The organism is Kitasatospora sp. NPDC085879 (genome assembly GCF_040686255.1).
In the GTDB taxonomy this organism is placed as follows: domain Bacteria; phylum Actinomycetota; class Actinomycetes; order Streptomycetales; family Streptomycetaceae; genus Kitasatospora.
On sequence record NZ_JBFBJZ010000006.1, the window covers coordinates 1 to 18,405 of the forward strand.

Annotated in this window: 12 protein-coding genes and 1 pseudogene; 5 read left to right on the forward strand and 8 right to left on the reverse strand. The window is 73.4% G+C overall.

Going from position 1 to position 18,405, the window contains the following annotated elements; translation table 11 throughout:
• A pseudogene (locus AB0P35_RS06610) lies at nucleotides 1-94 on the forward strand (ATP-binding protein); the annotation flags it as partial.
• Nucleotides 95-219: 125 nt separating this feature from the next.
• On the opposite strand, the gene cimA reads toward AB0P35_RS06610, so the two are convergent.
• The 3 genes from cimA to AB0P35_RS06625 form a co-directional block, all read right to left on the reverse strand.
• Nucleotides 220-1,863 (reverse strand): citramalate synthase, encoded by a 1,644-nt coding sequence (gene cimA / locus AB0P35_RS06615; RefSeq protein WP_363507392.1) that lies wholly within the window; start codon nucleotides 1,861-1,863, stop codon nucleotides 220-222.
• A gap of 483 nt (nucleotides 1,864-2,346) precedes the next feature.
• Nucleotides 2,347-3,459 carry a branched-chain amino acid aminotransferase gene (locus tag AB0P35_RS06620; protein WP_363507395.1) on the reverse strand — a complete coding sequence of 371 codons (1,113 nt, stop codon included), beginning with the start codon at nucleotides 3,457-3,459 and terminating at the stop codon, nucleotides 2,347-2,349.
• 178 nt (nucleotides 3,460-3,637) lie between these two features.
• Nucleotides 3,638-4,675 (reverse strand): 3-isopropylmalate dehydrogenase, encoded by a 1,038-nt coding sequence (locus tag AB0P35_RS06625; protein WP_095873053.1) that lies wholly within the window; start codon nucleotides 4,673-4,675, stop codon nucleotides 3,638-3,640.
• A gap of 157 nt (nucleotides 4,676-4,832) precedes the next feature.
• On the opposite strand from AB0P35_RS06625, the gene AB0P35_RS06630 reads away from it, so the two are divergent.
• The 4 genes from AB0P35_RS06630 to AB0P35_RS06645 all read left to right on the forward strand — a co-directional run bounded on the left by AB0P35_RS06630 (nucleotide 4,833) and on the right by AB0P35_RS06645 (nucleotide 11,080).
• On the forward strand, nucleotides 4,833-6,899 hold the full coding sequence (locus AB0P35_RS06630; RefSeq protein ID WP_363507398.1) for a PIG-L family deacetylase: 2,067 nt from the start codon (nucleotides 4,833-4,835) through the stop codon (nucleotides 6,897-6,899).
• Between the two features lie 114 nt (nucleotides 6,900-7,013).
• Nucleotides 7,014-9,596 carry a YfhO family protein gene (locus tag AB0P35_RS06635; protein WP_363507401.1) on the forward strand — a complete coding sequence of 861 codons (2,583 nt, stop codon included), beginning with the start codon at nucleotides 7,014-7,016 and terminating at the stop codon, nucleotides 9,594-9,596.
• Nucleotides 9,597-9,665: 69 nt separating this feature from the next.
• Nucleotides 9,666-10,634, forward strand: a complete 969-nt coding sequence (locus AB0P35_RS06640) for a glycosyltransferase family 2 protein (protein WP_363507719.1) — start codon at nucleotides 9,666-9,668, stop codon at nucleotides 10,632-10,634.
• Nucleotides 10,631-11,080, forward strand: a complete 450-nt coding sequence (locus AB0P35_RS06645) for a GtrA family protein (protein WP_363507404.1) — start codon at nucleotides 10,631-10,633, stop codon at nucleotides 11,078-11,080. Before AB0P35_RS06640 ends, AB0P35_RS06645 begins: the two co-directional genes overlap by 4 nt.
• Here the strand turns inward: AB0P35_RS06645 and AB0P35_RS06650 are convergent.
• The 5 genes from AB0P35_RS06650 to ilvN form a co-directional block, all read right to left on the reverse strand.
• Nucleotides 11,021-14,296 (reverse strand): S8 family serine peptidase, encoded by a 3,276-nt coding sequence (locus AB0P35_RS06650; RefSeq protein ID WP_363507407.1) that lies wholly within the window; start codon nucleotides 14,294-14,296, stop codon nucleotides 11,021-11,023. The genes AB0P35_RS06645 and AB0P35_RS06650 overlap by 60 nt on opposite strands.
• A gap of 185 nt (nucleotides 14,297-14,481) precedes the next feature.
• Nucleotides 14,482-14,637, reverse strand: a complete 156-nt coding sequence (locus AB0P35_RS06655; protein ID WP_095873058.1) for a hypothetical protein — start codon at nucleotides 14,635-14,637, stop codon at nucleotides 14,482-14,484.
• A gap of 305 nt (nucleotides 14,638-14,942) precedes the next feature.
• Nucleotides 14,943-16,523, reverse strand: a complete 1,581-nt coding sequence (gene serA, locus AB0P35_RS06660) for a phosphoglycerate dehydrogenase (RefSeq protein WP_095873059.1) — start codon at nucleotides 16,521-16,523, stop codon at nucleotides 14,943-14,945.
• 216 nt (nucleotides 16,524-16,739) lie between these two features.
• Nucleotides 16,740-17,738 (reverse strand): ketol-acid reductoisomerase, encoded by a 999-nt coding sequence (ilvC, locus tag AB0P35_RS06665; RefSeq protein WP_095873060.1) that lies wholly within the window; start codon nucleotides 17,736-17,738, stop codon nucleotides 16,740-16,742.
• A gap of 107 nt (nucleotides 17,739-17,845) precedes the next feature.
• Nucleotides 17,846-18,370 carry an acetolactate synthase small subunit gene (gene ilvN / locus AB0P35_RS06670; RefSeq protein ID WP_030272414.1) on the reverse strand — a complete coding sequence of 175 codons (525 nt, stop codon included), beginning with the start codon at nucleotides 18,368-18,370 and terminating at the stop codon, nucleotides 17,846-17,848.
• Nucleotides 18,371-18,405 lie beyond the last annotated feature (35 nt).

Here is an 18,405-nt window from a genome sequence, read left to right on the forward strand (position 1 = left end):
CCCCATCATCACCCTCGACGCCCGACGCCGGGACAGCGCCAAGAGCGCCCTCATCACCCTCGTCGAGCACGCCCTCCTGGCCCGCCTCCGCTAGGAACGGGGTACGGACAGGCCGGACACCCCGGAGGGGGCGCGGAACACCGCGCCCCCTCCGGCGTTTTCACGCCCCCTTGTGCTTCGACCGCCCCGACCGTCCCGGGCGTCCCGGGAGGCTCGGTCCTACTGGTCCGCCTCGTCCGTCCCGGCCGTCTGGTCCGTCTGGTCCGGCACCAGGCCGGCCCGCAGCAGCCCGTAGGTGTAGGCGTCCTCCAGGGCGTGCCAGGAGGCCGCGATGACGTTGTCGGCCACCCCGACGGTGGACCAGGAGGCCACCCCGTCCCCGGACTCCACCAGCACCCGGGTCTTGGAGCCGGTGCCGTGCTCGCCCTCCAGGATGCGGACCTTGTAGTCCACCAGCTCCAGCTTGGCGAGCTGCGGGTAGATCCGCTCCAGCGCGGTGCGCAGCGCCCTGTCCAGCGCGTCGACCGGGCCGTTGCCCTCACCGGTGGCGATCCTGCGCTCGCCCTTGGCCCACAGCTTCACCGTGGCCTCGTTCCCCGGGGTGCCGTCGGCGCGCTGCTCGCTGATGGTCCGCCAGGACTCCAGCGCGAAGAAGCGCTCGCGGCGGCCGCGCACCTCGTCGCGGAGCAGCAACTCGAAGGAGGCGTCGGCGGCCTCGTAGGTGTAGCCCTGGTTCTCCTGCTCCTTGACCTTGGCGACCACCCGGCCGACCAGGTCGCGGTCCTCGGAGAGGTCGTAGCCGAGCTCCTTGCCCTTGAGCTCGACGGAGGCCCGGCCTGCCATGTCGGAGACCAGCATCCGCATGGTGTTGCCGACCAGCTCCGGGTCGATGTGCTGGTAGAGGTCCGGGTCCACCTTGATCGCGGAGGCGTGCAGGCCCGCCTTGTGCGCGAAGGCCGAGAAGCCCACGTAGGGCTGGTGGGTGGAGGGTGCCAGGTTGACCACCTCGGCGATGGCGTGCGAGATCCGGGTCATCTCGGCCAGCCGGCCCTCGGGGAGGACCCGGCGGTCGTACTTGATCTCCAGCGCGCCGACCACCGGGAAGAGGTTGGCGTTGCCGACCCGCTCGCCGTAGCCGTTGGCGGTGCACTGCACGTGGGTCGCGCCGGCGTCCACCGCGGCCAGGGTGTTGGCGACCGCGCAGCCGGTGTCGTCCTGGGCGTGGATGCCGAGCCGGGCGCCGGTCCTCGCGAGCACCTCGGCGACGATCTCGCGGACGCCGGAGGGCAGCATGCCGCCGTTGGTGTCGCAGAGCACCACCACGTCGGCGCCGGCCCGGTGCGCGGTGAAGACCACCGCGAGGGCGTACTCCGGGTTGGCCTTGTAGCCGTCGAAGAAGTGCTCGCAGTCGATGAACACCCGGCGGCCCTGGGCGCGGAGGTGCTCGACGCTGTCGCGGACCATCTCCAGGTTCTCGTCCAGGGTGGTGCGCAGGGCCAGCTCCACGTGGCGGTCGTGCGACTTGGCGACCAGGGTCACCACCGGGGCGCCGGAGTTGACCAGGGCGGCGAGCTGCGGGTCGTCCGCCGCGCGGCCGCCGGCCCGGCGGGTCGCGCCGAAGGCGACCAACTGGGCGTTCTTCAGGTCAAGTTCGGCCGCGGCACGGGCGAAGAACTCGGTGTCGCGGGGGTTGGCGCCGGGCCAGCCGCCCTCGATGAAGCCGACGCCGAACTCGTCCAGGTGCCGGGCGATGGTCAGCTTGTCCGCGACGGTGAGGTTGATGCCCTCGCGCTGGGCGCCGTCGCGCAGCGTCGTGTCGAAGACGTGGAAGCTGTCGTTGGGGTGGCTGCTGGCCTCGGTCATGGCCCTGGGTTCTCCGTTCGGTGGAGTACTGCTGTTGCCGGTGGTGGATCCGGCTCCACTGTCCAGCATCCCGCGCGCTCCCCGGTGTCTCCGAGCTCCTCGTGGGGGCCGGGGCCGGTCGGGGGCAAAACAAAAGACCCCTCGCGGGTGCGAGAGGTCTGCGCGCGGGTCTGGACGCTCGTGGTCGCTCCGCAACGGGGTGGTGCGGGGCGGTCACTGCGGACCGGCGCGCCTGCTGCTAATGATCAGCGGAAGCGAGGACACACTGGCAGTCTGGCACACCGCCCGCATTCCGGCCCGCACCATCCGCATCCCGAGACACCGCTGGTCCGGCGATGGGCGGGGGCGAGACCAGGGACGCATGGTCCGGGTTGCCCGACGTGTACGGCCGTGTGAAATCAGGGGCGCGTGGGGGCACTCCCCCAGCCTTCGGCCGGGAGGTGCCCTCACGCGTCCCTGTTGTGGTGCACCGCTCCCGAAGGATCAGACGATCTTGTGGAGCCAGTTGTGGGTGTCGGGGGCCTGGCCGCCCTGGATGGCGAGGAGGGCCTTGCGGAGCTCCATGGTGGTCGGGCCGGGCTCACCCTTGCCGACCGTCCAGTCGCCGCGGGCGGACTTCACCGACCCGACCGGGGTGATGACGGCGGCGGTACCGCAGGCGAACACCTCGGTGAGGGTGCCGTCGGCGTTGCCCTGCTTCCACTCGTCGGTGGAGATCCGCCGCTCCTCGACCGCGTAGCCGAGGTCGGAGGCGAGCTGCAGCAGCGAGTCGCGGGTGATGCCGGGCAGCAGGGCGCCGGAGAGCTCGGGGGTGACGATCTTCGCGTCCTCGCCCTCGCCGAAGACGAAGTAGAGGTTCATGCCGCCCATCTCCTCGATCCACCGGTGCTCGGCGGCGTCGAGCCAGACGACCTGGTCGCAGCCCTTCTCGGCGGCCTGGGCCTGGGCGATCAGCGAGGCGGCGTAGTTGCCCGCGCACTTGGCGGCGCCGGTGCCGCCCGGAGCCGCGCGGACGTACTCCTCGGAGAGCCAGACGGAGACCGGCTTGATGCCGCCGGGGAAGTAGGCGCCGGCCGGCGAGGCGATGATCATGAAGAGGTAGGAGTTGGCCGGGCGGACGCCCAGGCCGACCTCGGTGGCGAACATGAACGGCCGCAGGTAGAGGCTCTGCTCGGGCTGGTTCGGCACCCAGGCCTGCTCCTGCTGGACGAGCAGCTCGACGGCCTCGACGAAGGTCTCGATCGGCAGCTCGGGCATGGCGAGGCGGCGGGCGGAGGCCCGGAAGCGGGCGGCGTTGGCCTCCGGGCGGAAGGTGGCGATCGAGCCGTCGGCCTGCCGGTAGGCCTTGAGGCCCTCGAAGATCGACTGGCCGTAGTGCAGCGTCATGTTGGCCGGGTCGATCTCCAGCGGCGCGTACGGGGTGAGCTGGGCGTCGTGCCAGCCGAGGCCTTCCGTCCACCGGATGGTGACCATGTGGTCGGTGAAGATCCGGCCGAAGCCGGGGTTGGCCAGCCGGGCCTCGCGCTCCGCGTCGGACAGCGGGTGCGCGGAGGGCTTGAGCTCGAACGTGATGGGCGCCTGGGTGGGCGTACTCATGACTGTCTGTCCTTCACCGTGGGGTTGGTCCGGGCCGCCTCCGCCGGTGAGAGAACGCACGACGGCACGGCCCACTGTCGATACTCGCATCCAGAGGGCCGTGCCGAACAGCCGGTCGGCTGCTGTACTGTGCGGGTTCGGGCCCTCGGGCCGGAACCGTGCTGCTGGTTCCGGCCGCTCAGCCGGATACTCGGGCGGCGATCGCGTCGCCGACCTCGGAGGTGGAGCGGGCGCCGGTGCGCTCGGCCAGGTCGGCCGTGACGGCGGCCTCGACCCGGGCGGCCTCCTCGGTGTAGCCGAGGTGCTCCAGCAGCATGGCGACGGACAGCACGGTGGCGGTCGGGTCGGCCTTGCCCTGGCCGGCGATGTCGGGGGCGGAGCCGTGGACGGGCTCGAACATCGACGGGAACGCGCCGGTGGGGTTGATGTTGCCGGAGGCGGCGAGGCCGATGCCGCCGGTGACGGCCGCGGCGAGGTCGGTCAGGATGTCGCCGAAGAGGTTGTCGGTGACGATCACGTCGAAGCGCTCGGGCTGGGTGACGAAGAAGATGGTCGCCGCGTCGACGTGCAGGTAGTCGGTGGTGACCTCGGGGAACTCCCGGCCGACCTCCTGGAAGATCCGCGTCCACAGGTGGCCGGCGTGGACCAGCACGTTGTTCTTGTGGACGAGGGTGAGCTTCTTGCGCGGTCGGGCCTGGGCGCGGCGGTAGGCGTCGCGGACGACCCGCTCGATGCCGAAGGCGGTGTTGAGGCTGACCTCGGTCGCCACCTCCTGCTCGGTGCCGGCGCGCAGGGTGCCGCCGTTGCCGACGTACGGGCCCTCGGTGCCCTCGCGGACGACCACGAAGTCGATGTCGGGGTCGCCGGCCAGCGGGGACTTCACGCCGGGGAAGAGCTTGCCCGGGCGGAGGTTGATGTGGTGGTCGAAGGCGAAGCGCAGCTTGAGCAGCAGGCCGCGCTCCAGCACGCCGGACGGGACGCTCGGGTCGCCGATCGCACCGAGCAGGATCGCGTCGCGGTCCTTGAGCTCCTCCAGCACGGCGTCCGGCAGGGTCTCGCCGGTGCGGTGGTAGAGACGGGCGCCGAGGTCGTACTCGGTGGTCTCCAGCTTCACGTCGGCGGGCAGGGCGGCGCTGAGCACCTTCAGGCCCTCGGCCACCACTTCCTGGCCGATGCCGTCACCGGGGATCACTGCGAGACGAAGGCTGCGAGACATGCTCAGGACCCTACTCCGCGTCCCAGCCACTGACATCTTGTGTCCAGTATCCGGACATTCGGGGACGGGGCGGCGGCAAAGGGGGGCACGGAGCCGTACCGGACCCCTCCGTTAAAATCCGACAGATCTGCACGGGGAATTCACGGGGGAAAGCACCATGGGGGGAAGGATCGGCAGACGCCGCGCGCTCTGGCTGGCCGGTGGCGCGCTCGCCCTGCCCGCCGTCGGCTGCGGGGCCTGGCTGGGGGTTCGGGAGGATCGGCGGCCCGCACCGGAGCCGTCCGGGCCGACCCGGGTGGCCGGTGCCGCACATCACAGCATCACACAGTCGTTCGTGCACGTCATCGCGCATCCGGACGACAACCTCTACTTCATGAATCCGGATCTCGACCATGCGCTCGCCTCCGGCGCCGCCTGTGTCACGGTCTGCCTCACCGACGGCGAGTCGGACGGCCGGAACGTGCTGCACTCCGAACTCGGCCGGGTCACCCGGGCCGACCGGCCCGCCTACACCCGGGCCCGGATCAACGGACTGACCGCCGCCCTCGCCCTGCTCGCCACCGGCGACGAGAGCAGCCCGTGGGACGTGTCGCTGGTCAGCTACCTGGACGGCCGCACGGTCGAGCAGCACACCCTGCGGGCCGCCCCGCAGGTCCAGCTGATCCTGCTCGCCCTGGTCGAGGCCCGCTCGGTCAGCCTTGCGCGCGCCGAGAGCCTGCGCGGCCTGTGGCTCGGCGAGACCGACACCCTGGACATCCTGCCGCCGGTCCGCAGCGGGCTGCCCCCGGGCGCCGGCTACAGCCGCGAGCAGCTGATCGCCACCCTGCACGCGGTCCTCGACCACTTCCGTCCGACCGTGGTCCGCACGCTGGACCCGAACCCGGACCACTCCCCCAAGCCGTCGAAGGACCCGCACGGCGGCCACGTCTACCTGGACCACCAGGACCACACCTACTCGGCGTACTTCGCGCAGTCCGCGCTGGCCCGGCACTGGGCCGGCGAGCAGGCCAGGAACGGCACCGTCGAGCACTACCTCGGCTATGTGAACGCCGCCCTGCCGCACAACCTCGACCAGGCCGCCGTCGGCCGCAAGGTGCTGGCCCTCAACAGCTACGGCTGGGCCGACAACCGCCGCTGCGGCGACCCGGCCGGCTGCGGCGACCGCAAGGTCGGGGCGGGCGCGCTGCGCAACGGCTGGGCGCAGTCCACGCGCTACCGCGCCCCCGGCAGCGGTGCCTGGCTGGTGTCGCTCGCCGACGGCCGGCTGGCCGCGTTCGGCCTGCTGAACGGCTCGGCGGTGCAGTGGACGCAGTCGAAGCGCGGCTGGGCCGGCCCGCGCCGGATCGCCGGCACCGGGCTGGAGGGCCAGCTGCAGGCCTTCCGGCAGAGTGACGGGCTGATACGCCTGCTCGGGGTGCGCACCCTCCTCCGGTACGCCGCCGCCGAGCACAGACGCGAGATCGTCACCGCCGTACAGACCGGGCCGGAGTCCTTCGGCCCGTGGCAGAGCCTGGGCGCGCCGGACGGCGGGGACCCGGTGCGGTCGATGGAGTTCGGCTACCCGATCGGCCTGGCCCTGTCGGACGGCACCGTGCAGGTCGCCGCCCGCACCTGGGGCGGCACCCTCGCCGTCGGCACTCCGGACGGCCCGTGGACGGCGCTGACGCTGCCGCCGCACGCCGGCGGGCCCGTCCAGGACGGCCTGGGCGCGGTCGTCGACGGCTACGGCAACACGCACCTGTTCGCGCCCGGCCCGCGCACCGTCGTGCACTGGGCCTCGGACGAGCCCGGCGGCCCGCTGCGGCCGGCGGCGCCGACCGGTCTGCCGGTGCCGGCCGGCCCGGTCACCGCGGAGCTCGGCGAGGAGGGCGCCCTGCGGGTGCGCTTCCGGGAGCCGAGGAGCGCCCGGGTGCTCACCGCGGAGCGGGCGCCCGGCTCCGAGGCGTGGAAGGTGGTCGCCGAGTCGACGCCGCCCGGCGGATTCGGACGGGTCGCCACCGCGGCCGGTGCGCTGGCCGTCCGCGACGACCGCGGCCGCACCGCACTGCGCGCCGACGGCCGGGACTGGCAGCACGACGGCCCGCTGCTGGTCCACACCCCCGCCCTGACCGCCGACGGGGAGGGCCGGGTGGTGGCCGCCGCGATCGGCTGCGACGGCCACCTCTACACCGCCCGCCAGCCGGTGCCGGGCGCCCCCTTCGGCGCCTGGAGCCAGGCGGGCTGAGCCGTTGCCTATGCTCGGTGGGCACCCCCCGCGTCCCGGCCGGCCGCCGCATGCCCGCCGGCCGGCCCCGTACGACCCCTTCGGCCCGCCCGGGCCAGGCAGGAGCACCCCGCAGTGAGCCAGCAGACGGCCCCGACCCGCTCGCGCGGCCGCGAGGCGACGGCACCGGACCAGGCCGCGGCGCCGCCCGCCGGACGCGCCCCCGGCCGCGAGGCGGGCGCCGCCCTGCTCGCCGCCGTGCTGTCCATGGCGGCGTTCTGCCTGGCCGCGGCGGTGCGCGGGACGTACCCGTTCGGCGCCCGGTCGCGGGCGGTGAACGACCTCGGCAACCAGTTCGTGCCGTTCCACACCCACCTGTGGGACCTGGTGCACGGCCGGGGCGGCGGCGACCTGCTGTTCAACTGGAACAGCGGTTACGGCTCGCCCTTCCTGGGGGACTTCGTCACCTACCTGACGAACCCGTTCTCCTGGCTGGTCGGGCTCTTCCCCCGGGACGCCGTCAACCTCCCCGTGTTCCTCGTCACCCTGCTGAGCATCGGCCTCGGCTCCGCCACGATGACGGTGCTGCTCGGCCGCCTGGTGCCGGGCAACCCGTGGCTGCGCGCGCTGCTCGCGGTCGGCTACGGGCTCTGCGCCTGGGTGCTGAACGACGGCTCGCCCGATCCGATGTGGATGTGGGGCCTGGTCTCGCTGCCGTCGATCGGCCTGGCCTGCGACTGGTGCCTGCGCGGCCGCCGCTGGGCGCTCGGCACGCTGCTGGTCGCCGTCGCCTGGGCGGGCAACTTCTACACCGCGGCGATGGCGACCATCGCCGCCGGCCTGGTGCTGCTGCTGCGTCTCGCGCTGGCCGGCACCCCGTGGCGGGAGCGGCTGCGCGCGGCCGGCCGGGCGGCCGGGATGCTCACCGTCGGGGTGCTGCTGGCGGCGCCGGCGATGACGGTCTCGCTGAAGGCCAGCAAGGCCTCGCAGCCGGCCCCGCCCGCGACCTACGAGGGCGCGCCGGGCCTCACCGACTACCTGGCTCAGCTGCTGCCCGGCGGGCGCTCGGACCACTCGGTGCCGAACCTGTTCGTCGGCGTGCTCGGCCTGCTGCTGGTGGCCTCGCTGCCGTTCAACCGGAAGGTCCGCCCGGCCGAGCGGATCGGCTGGTACGTCCTGCTGGTGCTGGTCGGGGCGAGCTTCGTCTGGGAGCCGACCATCCTGCTGTGGCACGGGCTGGCGATCCCCAACGGCAGCCCGTACCGGGCGTCGTTCGTGCTGAGCGGGCTGCTGGTGATGGCGGCCTGGGCCTCGCTCGCCCGGCGGCCGGACGTGCGGGCGCTGCTGGGCGGCGCCGGGCTGGTCGCCCTGCTGGCGCTGGCCGGGCACGGGCAGAGCTCGGTCCGCTGGTCGACCTGGATCGAGGTCGGGGCGGGCGGCGCCCTGCTGCTGGGTGCGCTGCTGGCGCTCGCCCGGTGGCGCACGCGCCCGCTCGTGCGCCGGTCGGCGGGCGCGGTGCTGGTGCTCACCGTCTTCGCCGGGGCGGTGCACACCGCGGCCGCGGTGACGGAGATCCGCGACCGGCTGCCGTTCTACCAGCCGCGCACCACGATGTCCGCGCAGTCGCTGGCCGCCGCCGGGGCGCTGCGCGCGGAGGACGACTGGCCGCACAGCCGCACCGACCCGGGCCCGCACGAGTTCGCCAACAACGACCCGCTGCTGCTGGGCGGCCAGGGCGGCTCGTACTACAGCAGCTACCTGCCCGCGGTGACCGCAGGGATGCTGCAGGGGCTCGGCGCCGGCTGGTACATCCAGGGGCGGCACACGCTCAGTCCGGCCGACCCGGTCGGGCGGGCGCTGTTCGGTGTCACCACGTACCTGGACTCCACCGGCGGCCAGGACGGCTTCGCGGTGAAGCACGCCCCGGCGGCTCCGCTGGTCACCGTGCACCCGACGGCGGCCCCGGACACCCGCTCGGTGTGGAGCCGCCAGGAGTCGCTGCTCGGCGCCCGGGTGTACGAGACCCCGGCCCCCGAGTGGACGGCGGGGCCGCGGCCGGTCCGTTCCGCGGGCGGCTGGCGCGTCCCGGCGACGCCGAAGGGCGGCACCTGGACGACCTTCACCGCCGCCTGCACCCCCGGGCGCACCGCCTACCTGTACGCGCCGTGGCTGGGCGGCACGGTGATGGGCGCGGGCGGCAAGTACACCAGTTGGGGCCGGCAGCCGATGACCGCGATGCCGATCCGCGAGCTCGGTCCGGTGCCCGCCGACGGGCGGGTGACCGTCCAGCTGCGGGCTGCGGCCGGGGCGGAGATCCCCGAGCTGCCGCTCGGCTGCCTGGACCGCGCCGCGCTGGACTCCGCGCTGCACGGCCTGCGCGGGGCGACGGAGGTCACCGCGGGCGGGCACACGCTCACCGCCGCGCTGCCGGCCGGGTCCACCGGCACCGCGCTGATCTCGGTGCCGGCCGTGGACGGCTGGCGCTGCTCGGTGGACGGCGGTCCGGCGAGGGCCCCCCGGTCGGTGCTCGGCATGATGGGCGTCGACCTGGGCACGGGCGCCTCCGAGATCTCCTGCGGCTACCGCCCGCCGGGTCTGCTGCCGGGTCTGGCGGCGAGCGGAGCGGCCGCGGCGGTGCTGCTGGGCGTGGTGCTGCTCACGCGGCTGCGGCGCCGGAACGGCCGGGCGGCCGACGGCGGACCGGTACCATCTGTGTGAAATCAGACAGGCAGGGTTGAGGGGTCCGTGCTTTCGGCCGCCGACTGCGTCGAGGCCGGAGGTGGACTGGTGCGGCTGTCCGTGGTGGTGCCCTGTTACAACGAGGAGGCGGTGGTCGAGCTCTTCGACACCGCGATCCGCGCGAGCCTGGACGCCCTGCCCGTCGAGTACGAGCTCTGCTACGTCGACGACGGCAGCGCGGACGGCACCCTGGAGCGGCTGCGCAAGATCGCCGCGGAGTACCCCGACACCACCCGCTACGTCTCCTTCAGCCGGAACTTCGGCAAGGAGGCGGGCATGCTCGCCGGTCTGCGCGAGGCGACCGGTGACGCGGTGGTCCTGATGGACGCCGACCTGCAGCACCCGCCGGAGCTGATCGAGCGGATGCTGGAGCTGTACGACCGCGGCCACGACCAGGTGATCGCGCGCCGCACCCGGGAGGGCGACCGCCCCGTCCGCTCGGCGGTCAGCCGGCTCTACTACCGGCTCGTCAACCGCTGGGTGGACGTCGAACTCCAGGACGGCGTCGGCGACTTCCGTCTGCTGTCGCGGGCGGCGGTGGACGCGCTGCTGTCGCTGCCGGAGTACAACCGGTTCTCCAAGGGCCTGTTCTCCTGGATCGGCTTCGACACCGTCACCTTCGACTACGAGAACGTGGCCCGCGAGGCCGGCGAGACCAAGTGGCGGTTCGGCGCCCTGCTCAACTACGGCATGGACGGCCTGATCTCGTTCAACAACCGGCCGCTGCGGATCGCCATCTACCTGGGCCTGGCGCTGGTCGGCGTCGCGGCTCTGTACGCGGCGTGGATCACCGGCGTGGCCCTGGTGGACGGTGTGGACTCCCCCGGCTACGTCACCCTGATCGTGGCCATCGTGGGTCTGGGCGGCCTGCAGATGGTGATGCTCGGTCTGATCGGCGAGTACATCGGCCGGATCTACTACGAGACCAAGCGGCGGCCGCACTTCCTGGTCAAGGAGACCAATGTGCCGCGGGCCGCGTTCCGCGCCGAGAGCCACCGCGCCGGGGAGCCGGTGTGAGGCAGCAGCTGTGGCAGGTCGTCAGGTTCGGCCTGGTCGGTGTCGTCAACACGGGCACCTTCTACCTGCTGTACCTGGCGTTCCACCCGTACCTGCCGTACTTCGCGGCGTTCAGCGCGGCGTTCTTCCTGAGCATGGTCGGCTCGTTCTTCCTGAACACGTACTTCACCTACCGCACCCGGCCGACCTTGCGGAAGTTCCTGCTCTTCCCGCTGCCGAACATCACCAACTACCTGGTGCAGAGCGGCGGCGTGTTCGCGCTGGTGGAGTGGGTGCGGGTGGACGACCGGATCGCGCCGCTGCTGGCTGCGGCGGTCGCGATCCCGATCACCTTCGTGCTGTCGCGGATGGTGCTGACGGGGCGGGGCCCGGGCCCCGCCGCCGGGTCAGCGCAGGGTGACGACCTCGGCCCGGCGCCCGTCCGGGTTGAGGTGGTGGAGCAGTAGCAGCCGGGCCGCACCGTCCGCCCGGGCCACCCGCAGGACGCTGCCCGGGTGTTCCGGAACGGCGAGGGCGGCCGGGCCGTCCGTGCCGTCGGTGCCGTCACGGACGTCCAGTGCGGGGTGCAGCACGTCCAGGGCCAGGGTCGGCCGGCCGCCGGTGAGGCCGATCGAGCCGAGCGCGTCCTGCTCGCTCGGCGCGCCCGGCAGCACCTGGCCCGTCCACAGCGCGTAGTGGACGGTGCTCGCGCCGGGCTTCAGCCCCGGCAGCACGGAGAGCCGGACGGGCAGCACCAGCGCGTCGCCGTCGAGCAGGCCGGTGTCGGTGTCGCCCCAGCGGGCGTTCAGCGGCTGGACGTCCAGCTCCTTGCCGGTGCGGGCGTCCCGGGTGCGGGCCACCAGGACGTCGCTGCCGCGCAGGCGGTCGGCGGCGACGATCGCGTCCGTCCTGCCGTCGCCGTCGGTGTCCAGCGAGGCGCGCACCCCGAACATGCCGACCGGGCTCGCGGCCGGGCCCCACAGTGCGGCGGCCAGGTAGAGGGTGCCCTCGGCGAGCGGGTCGCCGTGCGCCGGGGCGTCGCTGGCCGCGCCCGCGTACCGCAGGTTGGCGGCGCGCTCGCCGGGCCGCTCCACGCAGATGTCGTCCGCGTCGCCGCCGTCCGCGCAGTCCGGCCAGCGGGCGGCGTCGCCGCCGTACACGAAGGCGCTGAGCAGGCCGGCGCCGTCGGTGGCCGAGGCGGCCGAGCCGGCCAGCGCGAGCATGGTCGCGCCGGCCCGGCCGGCGGCGAGCTGCGGCCCGGCGGTGTACTGCGAGGCGGCCCGGGGGGCGGCGAACAGCGGCACCCGCAGCTGCGGCACCTCGGCGCCGACCGGGGTCAGCAGCAGCCGGCCGGAGAGCTCGCCGCGGTAGCTGCGGGCACGGCCGGCCTGGACGAGGTCGAGGGTCGGGTCGGGGGCGCGGTCGAGGCTGCCCGGCACCCGCAGGGTGACGGTGACCCGGGCGGTGCCGCCGGGCTCGACGGTGACCTGCGCCGGGCTGATCCCGAAGGAGGCGCCGGGCAGCTCGGTCGCGGCGGCGTAGCCGGTGGCGTAGGTGAGCGGGGCGTCGCCGTGGTTGCGGATCTCCACCTGGCGTTCGAGCGCGAGGGGCCCGGTGACCTCGACCGGGCCGAAGGAGAGGCCGACCGCGCCGTCGACCGCGCCCTCGCCCGCCGCGTAGGCGACCGCCGGGGTGGTGACGGCGCCGTCCACCCGGGCCCGGCCGGCGCCGGTGCGCTCCGGCCCGTGCACGGGGCTGTCCGGGTCGGCGGCGAGCCGGGTGTCGACGGCCGTGTTCATCAGCGCGGCCTTGATCTCGGCGACCGGCCAGTCGGGGTGGGCGGCCCGGGCGAGGGCGGCGAGGCCGGAGGCGTGCGGGGCGGCCATCGAGGTGCCGTCCTCGCGCATGCCGCCGCTGCCGCTGCCCGCCTTGGCCGACCAGATTGTCTCGCCGGGGGCCGCGAGGTCGGGCTTGACGATGCCCGGCTCCCCGATGCCGCGGGAGGTGAACGGGGTGAGGGTGTCGGTGCGCTCCGGCCGGTCCTGGGAGACCGCGCCGTGCAGGGTGTTGCCGGGGGCGGCCAGCTGTACCCGGACGGGGCCGTCGGCCATCGCCGCGGTGAGCCGCTCGGCGTCGCTGCGGGCCAGCAGAACGGCGGGGATCCGGTCGTCGCCGGCGATCTCGGCGAGCGACTCGCCGTCCGCGGCGAACAGCGTGCCGACCGCGCCGGCGTCGGCGGCGTGGTCGGCACGCGGGGCGGAGCCGCAGGCCCGGTCGGCGTCCTTGCTGCGCCAGCCGAGGACGGCGATCCTGCCCTTGAGCCGGGCGGCGTCGGCCGCACTGAAGGCGGTGCAGCCGTCCTCCTGGTCGGCGGGCCGCGCGAGGTCGGCGGTGACGTCCCGGGTGGACCAGCCGGTGTACTCGGCGCTCCAGTGGCCGGGGACGACCCCCGCGGCCGACTCGGGGGCGAGCACCCGGATGCCGTCCCCGTCCCCGTGCGCGTCGACGGAGGCGGCGACGGTGAGCACCCGGGCGGCGGTGCCGGGGCTGCCGCCGATCCCGTACAGGTCGCCCTCGTTGCCGGCCGAGGCGACCACCACGGTGCCCAGCGCGGAGAGCCGGTCGGCGGCCAGCGAGTCGGCGTCGTCGGGGCTGCCGAAGGCGCTGCCGAGCGAGAGGTTGACCACGTCGAGTCGGTCGGAGAGGTCGCCGTCGCCGTTCGGGTCGGCGGCCAGGTCGAAGGCCTGGGCGAGCTGGTCGGTGGAGCCGTCGCAGCCGAAGACGCGCAGCGCGTACAGGGCGGCGCCGGGGGCGGCACCGGGGCCGACGGCGAACGCGGCCGGGTCGAGGCCGGCCCGGTAGGGGCCGCGGTAGGGCTTGCCGTCCTTGGTGACGCCGAGGCCGGCGGCGGTGCCGGCGACATGGGTGCCGTGGCCGTTGGCGGCGCAGTCGATCGGGTTGGCGTCCGGGTGCGGGACGGGCTGGTGGTGCGGGGAGGACGGGTCCGGGTTGTAGTCGTCGCCGACCAGGTCGCGGCCGCCGATCACCTTGGCGTTCGGGAAGAGCGCGGCGGGGGCGGGCTTGGCGCCGTCGACGGCGGCGAACGCCTCGGGGGTGCCGGGGCCGCCGAAGTCGGCGTGGGTGTAGTCGATGCCGGAGTCGACGATGCCGATCCGCACGCCGGCGCCGGTGTTGCCGCTCGGCCCGGACCAGACCTCGGGGGCGCCGGTCAGCGGGACGGAGTGGGCGTTGGCCCGCCGCTTGAGGGTCACCGGGTGGACGGCGCGCACCCCGGGCAGCGCGGCGAGGGCCGGCAGCGCGCCGGCCGGCACGGTGACGGCGACGCCGCTGAGCAGTGTCCGGGTGCGGTAGACCACCTGCGCCCCGGGGACGGCCCGGCGGACGCCGTCCGCCAGCCGGTCGACGGCCTGCGCGGCGCGGGCCCGCTGTTCGGCGCCGGCCGCGGCCGCGGCGGCCCGGACGGCGTCCGGGGAGCGCCGCTGCCGCCGGGCGTCGGTGGCGGCCCGCTGCCAGGCGGGCGCCACGGCCTCGGTGCCGAGTTCGAGCAGGACGGTCACCGGGCGGCCGGGCGGGGTGGGGGCCCGCCCGGCCTCGGGTGAGGCCCAGGCGGCGGGGGCGGCGAAGGTGACGAGGGCGAGCGCGAGAGCTGCGGACGTACGCACGGGAGCGGTCTCCCCGGCAGGGGTGGCCTGATCGTGCGGCCGCCCGCACCGCGCGGACGTCGATCCCCCTCCAGACGCCCCAAATTAGGATCATCGCGCCGGGTGGGGCGAGCCGTTTCGCTCGTCGGGGCCGACTGTGCACTCGACCGGGTGACGGTGCGTCAGTCTTTCGGCCCAATCGGGCGTCAGCCCAGGTGGTGGCCCGTCACCCCGCCGTTGTCGCGGCGGTCCAGGGAGCGCTGCAGGGCGTCGGCGGCGAAGCGCGGCGTCTGCTCGGTGCGCCGGCGGCGGCGCGGGGCACGGGGGGCGGGGGCGGTGGGGGCGGGGGCGGTGTGGGGCATACCGGCTCCTTGGTGCGTGCGCCCGCAACAGGGCGCGAAGAACGGGGGAGGGTGGGTACGCCGGGCAGGGATCGCCTGCCGATGCGCGTACAGGCGCACACGGGCCGACACCCTGGGCTTGCAGGGGTGGCTCACCGTATGGCCCTTTCACGGTACGACGCCGGGCCCGGGATGTCTGCACGAATAGTTGGATTTCCTAGTATCTGAGACGCGAACGCCGGCTAACACGGTGTCCGGGCCCCGGAAAACGCCCGGGCCCGGACCGCCGTGGCGGTCCGGGCCCAGGTCACAGCCTTGACGGAGGCTCAGCCGAGGTTCACCGCGCGGGCGAACTTGGCGCCGATCTCCGCGGCGATGGCGTTCAGCACGTCCTGCGAGATCTCGCTGTCGACGGTGATCGAGGCGAGCGCGCCGGAGCCGTCCCGGGCGACCTGCATGCCGGCGATGTTGATGCCGGCGTCGCCGAGGATGCGGCCGAGGGTGCCGACCACGCCGGGGCGGTCCTCGTAGGTGAAGAAGGCCATGTGGTCGGTGAGCGCCACGTCCACGTCGAAGCCGTCGACGCCGACGATCTTCTGGGTCTGCTTCGGACCGGAGAGCGTGCCCGAGATGGCCACCTCCTCGCCGTTGGCCAGGGTGCCGCGGACGGTGATGACGTTGCGGTGCTCGGGCGACTCGCTGGAGGTCGTCAGCCGGACCTCCACACCGCGCTCCTGGGCGAACAGCGGGGCGTTGACGTAGGACACCGTCTCCGCCACCACGTCCTCGAACACACCCTTCAGGGCGGAGAGTTCGAGCACCTTGACGTCGTGCTGGGTGATCTCGCCGCGGACCTCGACGTCGAGACGGACGGCCACCTCGCCGGCCAGCGCGGTGAAGATCCGGCCGAGCTTCTCGGCGAGCGGCAGGCCCGGGCGGACGTCCTCGGCGATGACACCGCCCTGGACGTTGACCGCGTCCGGCACCAGTTCGCCGGCGAGCGCGAGGCGCACCGACCTGGCGACGGCGATGCCGGCCTTCTCCTGGGCCTCGTCGGTGGAGGCGCCCAGGTGCGGGGTGGCGACCACGTTGTCGAAGGCGAACAGCGGCGAGTCGGTGCACGGCTCCTTGGCGTACACGTCCAGGCCGGCGCCGGCCACCCGGCCGTCGCGCAGGGCGCTCGCGAGCGCGGCCTCGTCGACGATGCCGCCGCGGGCGGCGTTGACGATGCGCACGGTCGGCTTGACCTTGTGCAGCGCCTCGTCGCCGATCAGGCCGATCGTCTCGGGGGTCTTCGGGAGGTGGACGGTGATGAAGTCCGACACCTCCAGCAGCTCCTCGAGCGAGACCAGCTTGACGCCCATCTGGGCCGCGCGGGCGGCCTGGATGTAGGGGTCGTACGCGACGATCTTCATGCCGAAGGCCGACATGCGCTGCGCGACCAGGACACCGATGCGGCCGAGGCCGACGACGCCGAGCACCTTCTCGGAGAGCTCGACGCCGGTGTACTTGTTGCGCTTCCACTCGCCCTGCTTGAGCGCGGCGTTGGCCGGCGCGATGTGCCGGGCGCTGGCGATCAGCAGACCGCAGGCGAGCTCGGCGGCGGTGACGATGTTGGAGGTCGGCGCGTTCACGACCATCACGCCGGCCTTGGTGGCGGCGGAGACGTCGACGTTGTCCAGGCCGACACCTGCGCGGGCGACGACCTTCAGCCGCTTCGCCGCGGTCAGCGCCTCCGCGTCCACCTTGGTGGCGGAGCGGATGAGGATCGCGTCCACGTCGGTGATGGCGGTCAGCAGCTCGGTGCGGTCCGCGCCGTTGCAGTGGCGGATCTCGAAGTCGGGGCCAAGGGCGTCGACGGTGGCGGGCGACAGCTCTTCGGCGATGAGTACTACGGATTTGCTCACGACAGTGTGTCCTTAACTGTCCGGTTCGCCCCGGCACGAAGGTGGCGTGACCAGCGGGGGAAAGTGGCATGCCGCGTAGCTAGACGCACGACGCTGTGGGCCTGACGCGCACTCGGAAGTGTATCGGCGGGCTAATGGCCGGGCTGCTCCCGTCCGGAGAAATCACCCGGACGGGAACAGCCGACTTGTACAAGGGGGATGGACCCCCGGAGGTGCTTACGCCTCCTCGTCGACCCAGCTCATCAGCTTGCGCAGCTTCTTGCCGGTGGTCTCCAGCAGGTGGTCGGCGTCGGCGTTCTTGTACTCGTTGTACTTCGGCAGGCCGGCCTTGTACTCGGCGATCCAGGTGTTGGCGAAGGTGCCGTCCTGGATCTCCGTGAGGACCTTCTTCATCTCGGCCTTGGTGTCGGCGGTGATGATGCGGGGGCCGGTCACGTAGTCGCCCCACTCGGCGGTCTCGGAGACCGACCAGCGCATCTTCTCCAGGCCGCCCTCGTACATCAGGTCGACGATGAGCTTCAGCTCGTGCAGGCACTCGAAGTAGGCGATCTCCGGCTGGTAGCCGGCCTCGACCAGGGTCTCGAAACCGGCCTTGACCAGGGCGGCGGTGCCACCGCAGAGGACGGCCTGCTCACCGAACAGGTCGGTCTCGGTCTCCTCGGTGAAGGTGGTCTTGATGACGCCGGCCTTGGTGCCGCCGATGCCCTTGGCGTAGGACAGGGCCAGCGCGAAGCCGTTGCCGGTGGCGTCCTGCTCGACGGCCACGATGCACGGGACGCCGCGGCCCTCCTCGTACTGGCGGCGGACCAGGTGGCCCGGGCCCTTCGGGGCGACCATGCAGACGTCGACGTCCGCCGGGGGCTTGATGAAGCCGAAGCGGATGTTCAGGCCGTGGCCGAAGAACAGGGCGTCGCCCGCCTTCAGGTTCGGCGCGATGGACTCCTCGTAGACGTCGGCCTGGATCGGGTCCGGCACGAGGATCATGATGACGTCGGCCTCGGCGGCGGCCTCGGCCGGAGTCACGACGCGCAGGCCGGCCTCCTCCGCGACGGCCTTGGACTTCGAGCCCTCCTTCAGGCCGACCCGGACGTCCACGCCCGAGTCGCGCAGCGACAGCGCGTGGGCGTGGCCCTGGCTGCCGTAGCCGATCACCGCGACCTTGCGGCCCTGGATGATGGACAGGTCGGCGTCGTCTTCGTAGAACAGCTCGGCCACGGGGGCACATCTCCTTGCAGTGATGGTGATGCCGGGTGGTGCGTTCTCCACCGTAGGTGACCCGGCGGGGGTTCGGGGGCGGTGCTTCAGGGGGTGAGACAGCCCTGCTACGCGCTGCGGTCGAGGGCGCGCAGCGAGCGGTCGGTGATCGATCGGGCGCCCCGCCCGATGGCCACCAGACCGGACTGCACGAGCTCCTTGACGCCGTACGGCTCCAGCATGCGCAGCATGGCCTCCAGCTTGTCGGAGCTGCCGGTGGCCTCGATGGTCACCGCGTCCGGCGAGACGTCGACCGTCTTGGCGCGGAAGAGCTGGACGATCTCGACGATCTGCGAGCGGGACTCGGCGTCCGCGCGGACCTTGACCAGGACCAGCTCGCGCTGGACGGCCTGGCTCTGGTCGAGCTCGACGATCTTTATCACGTTGACCAGCTTGTTGAGCTGCTTGGTCACCTGCTCCAGCGGCAGGTCCTCGACGTTGACCACGATGGTCATCCGGGAGATGTCCGGGTGCTCGGTCGGGCCGACGGCGAGGGAGTCGATGTTGAAGCCCCGACGGGAGAACAGCGAGGCGATCCGGGCGAGGACGCCGGGCTTGTTCTCGACCAGGACGGAGAGGGTGTGCTTGGACATGGTGGTCATGGACTCTCTATCGGTTGGTCGGGGCC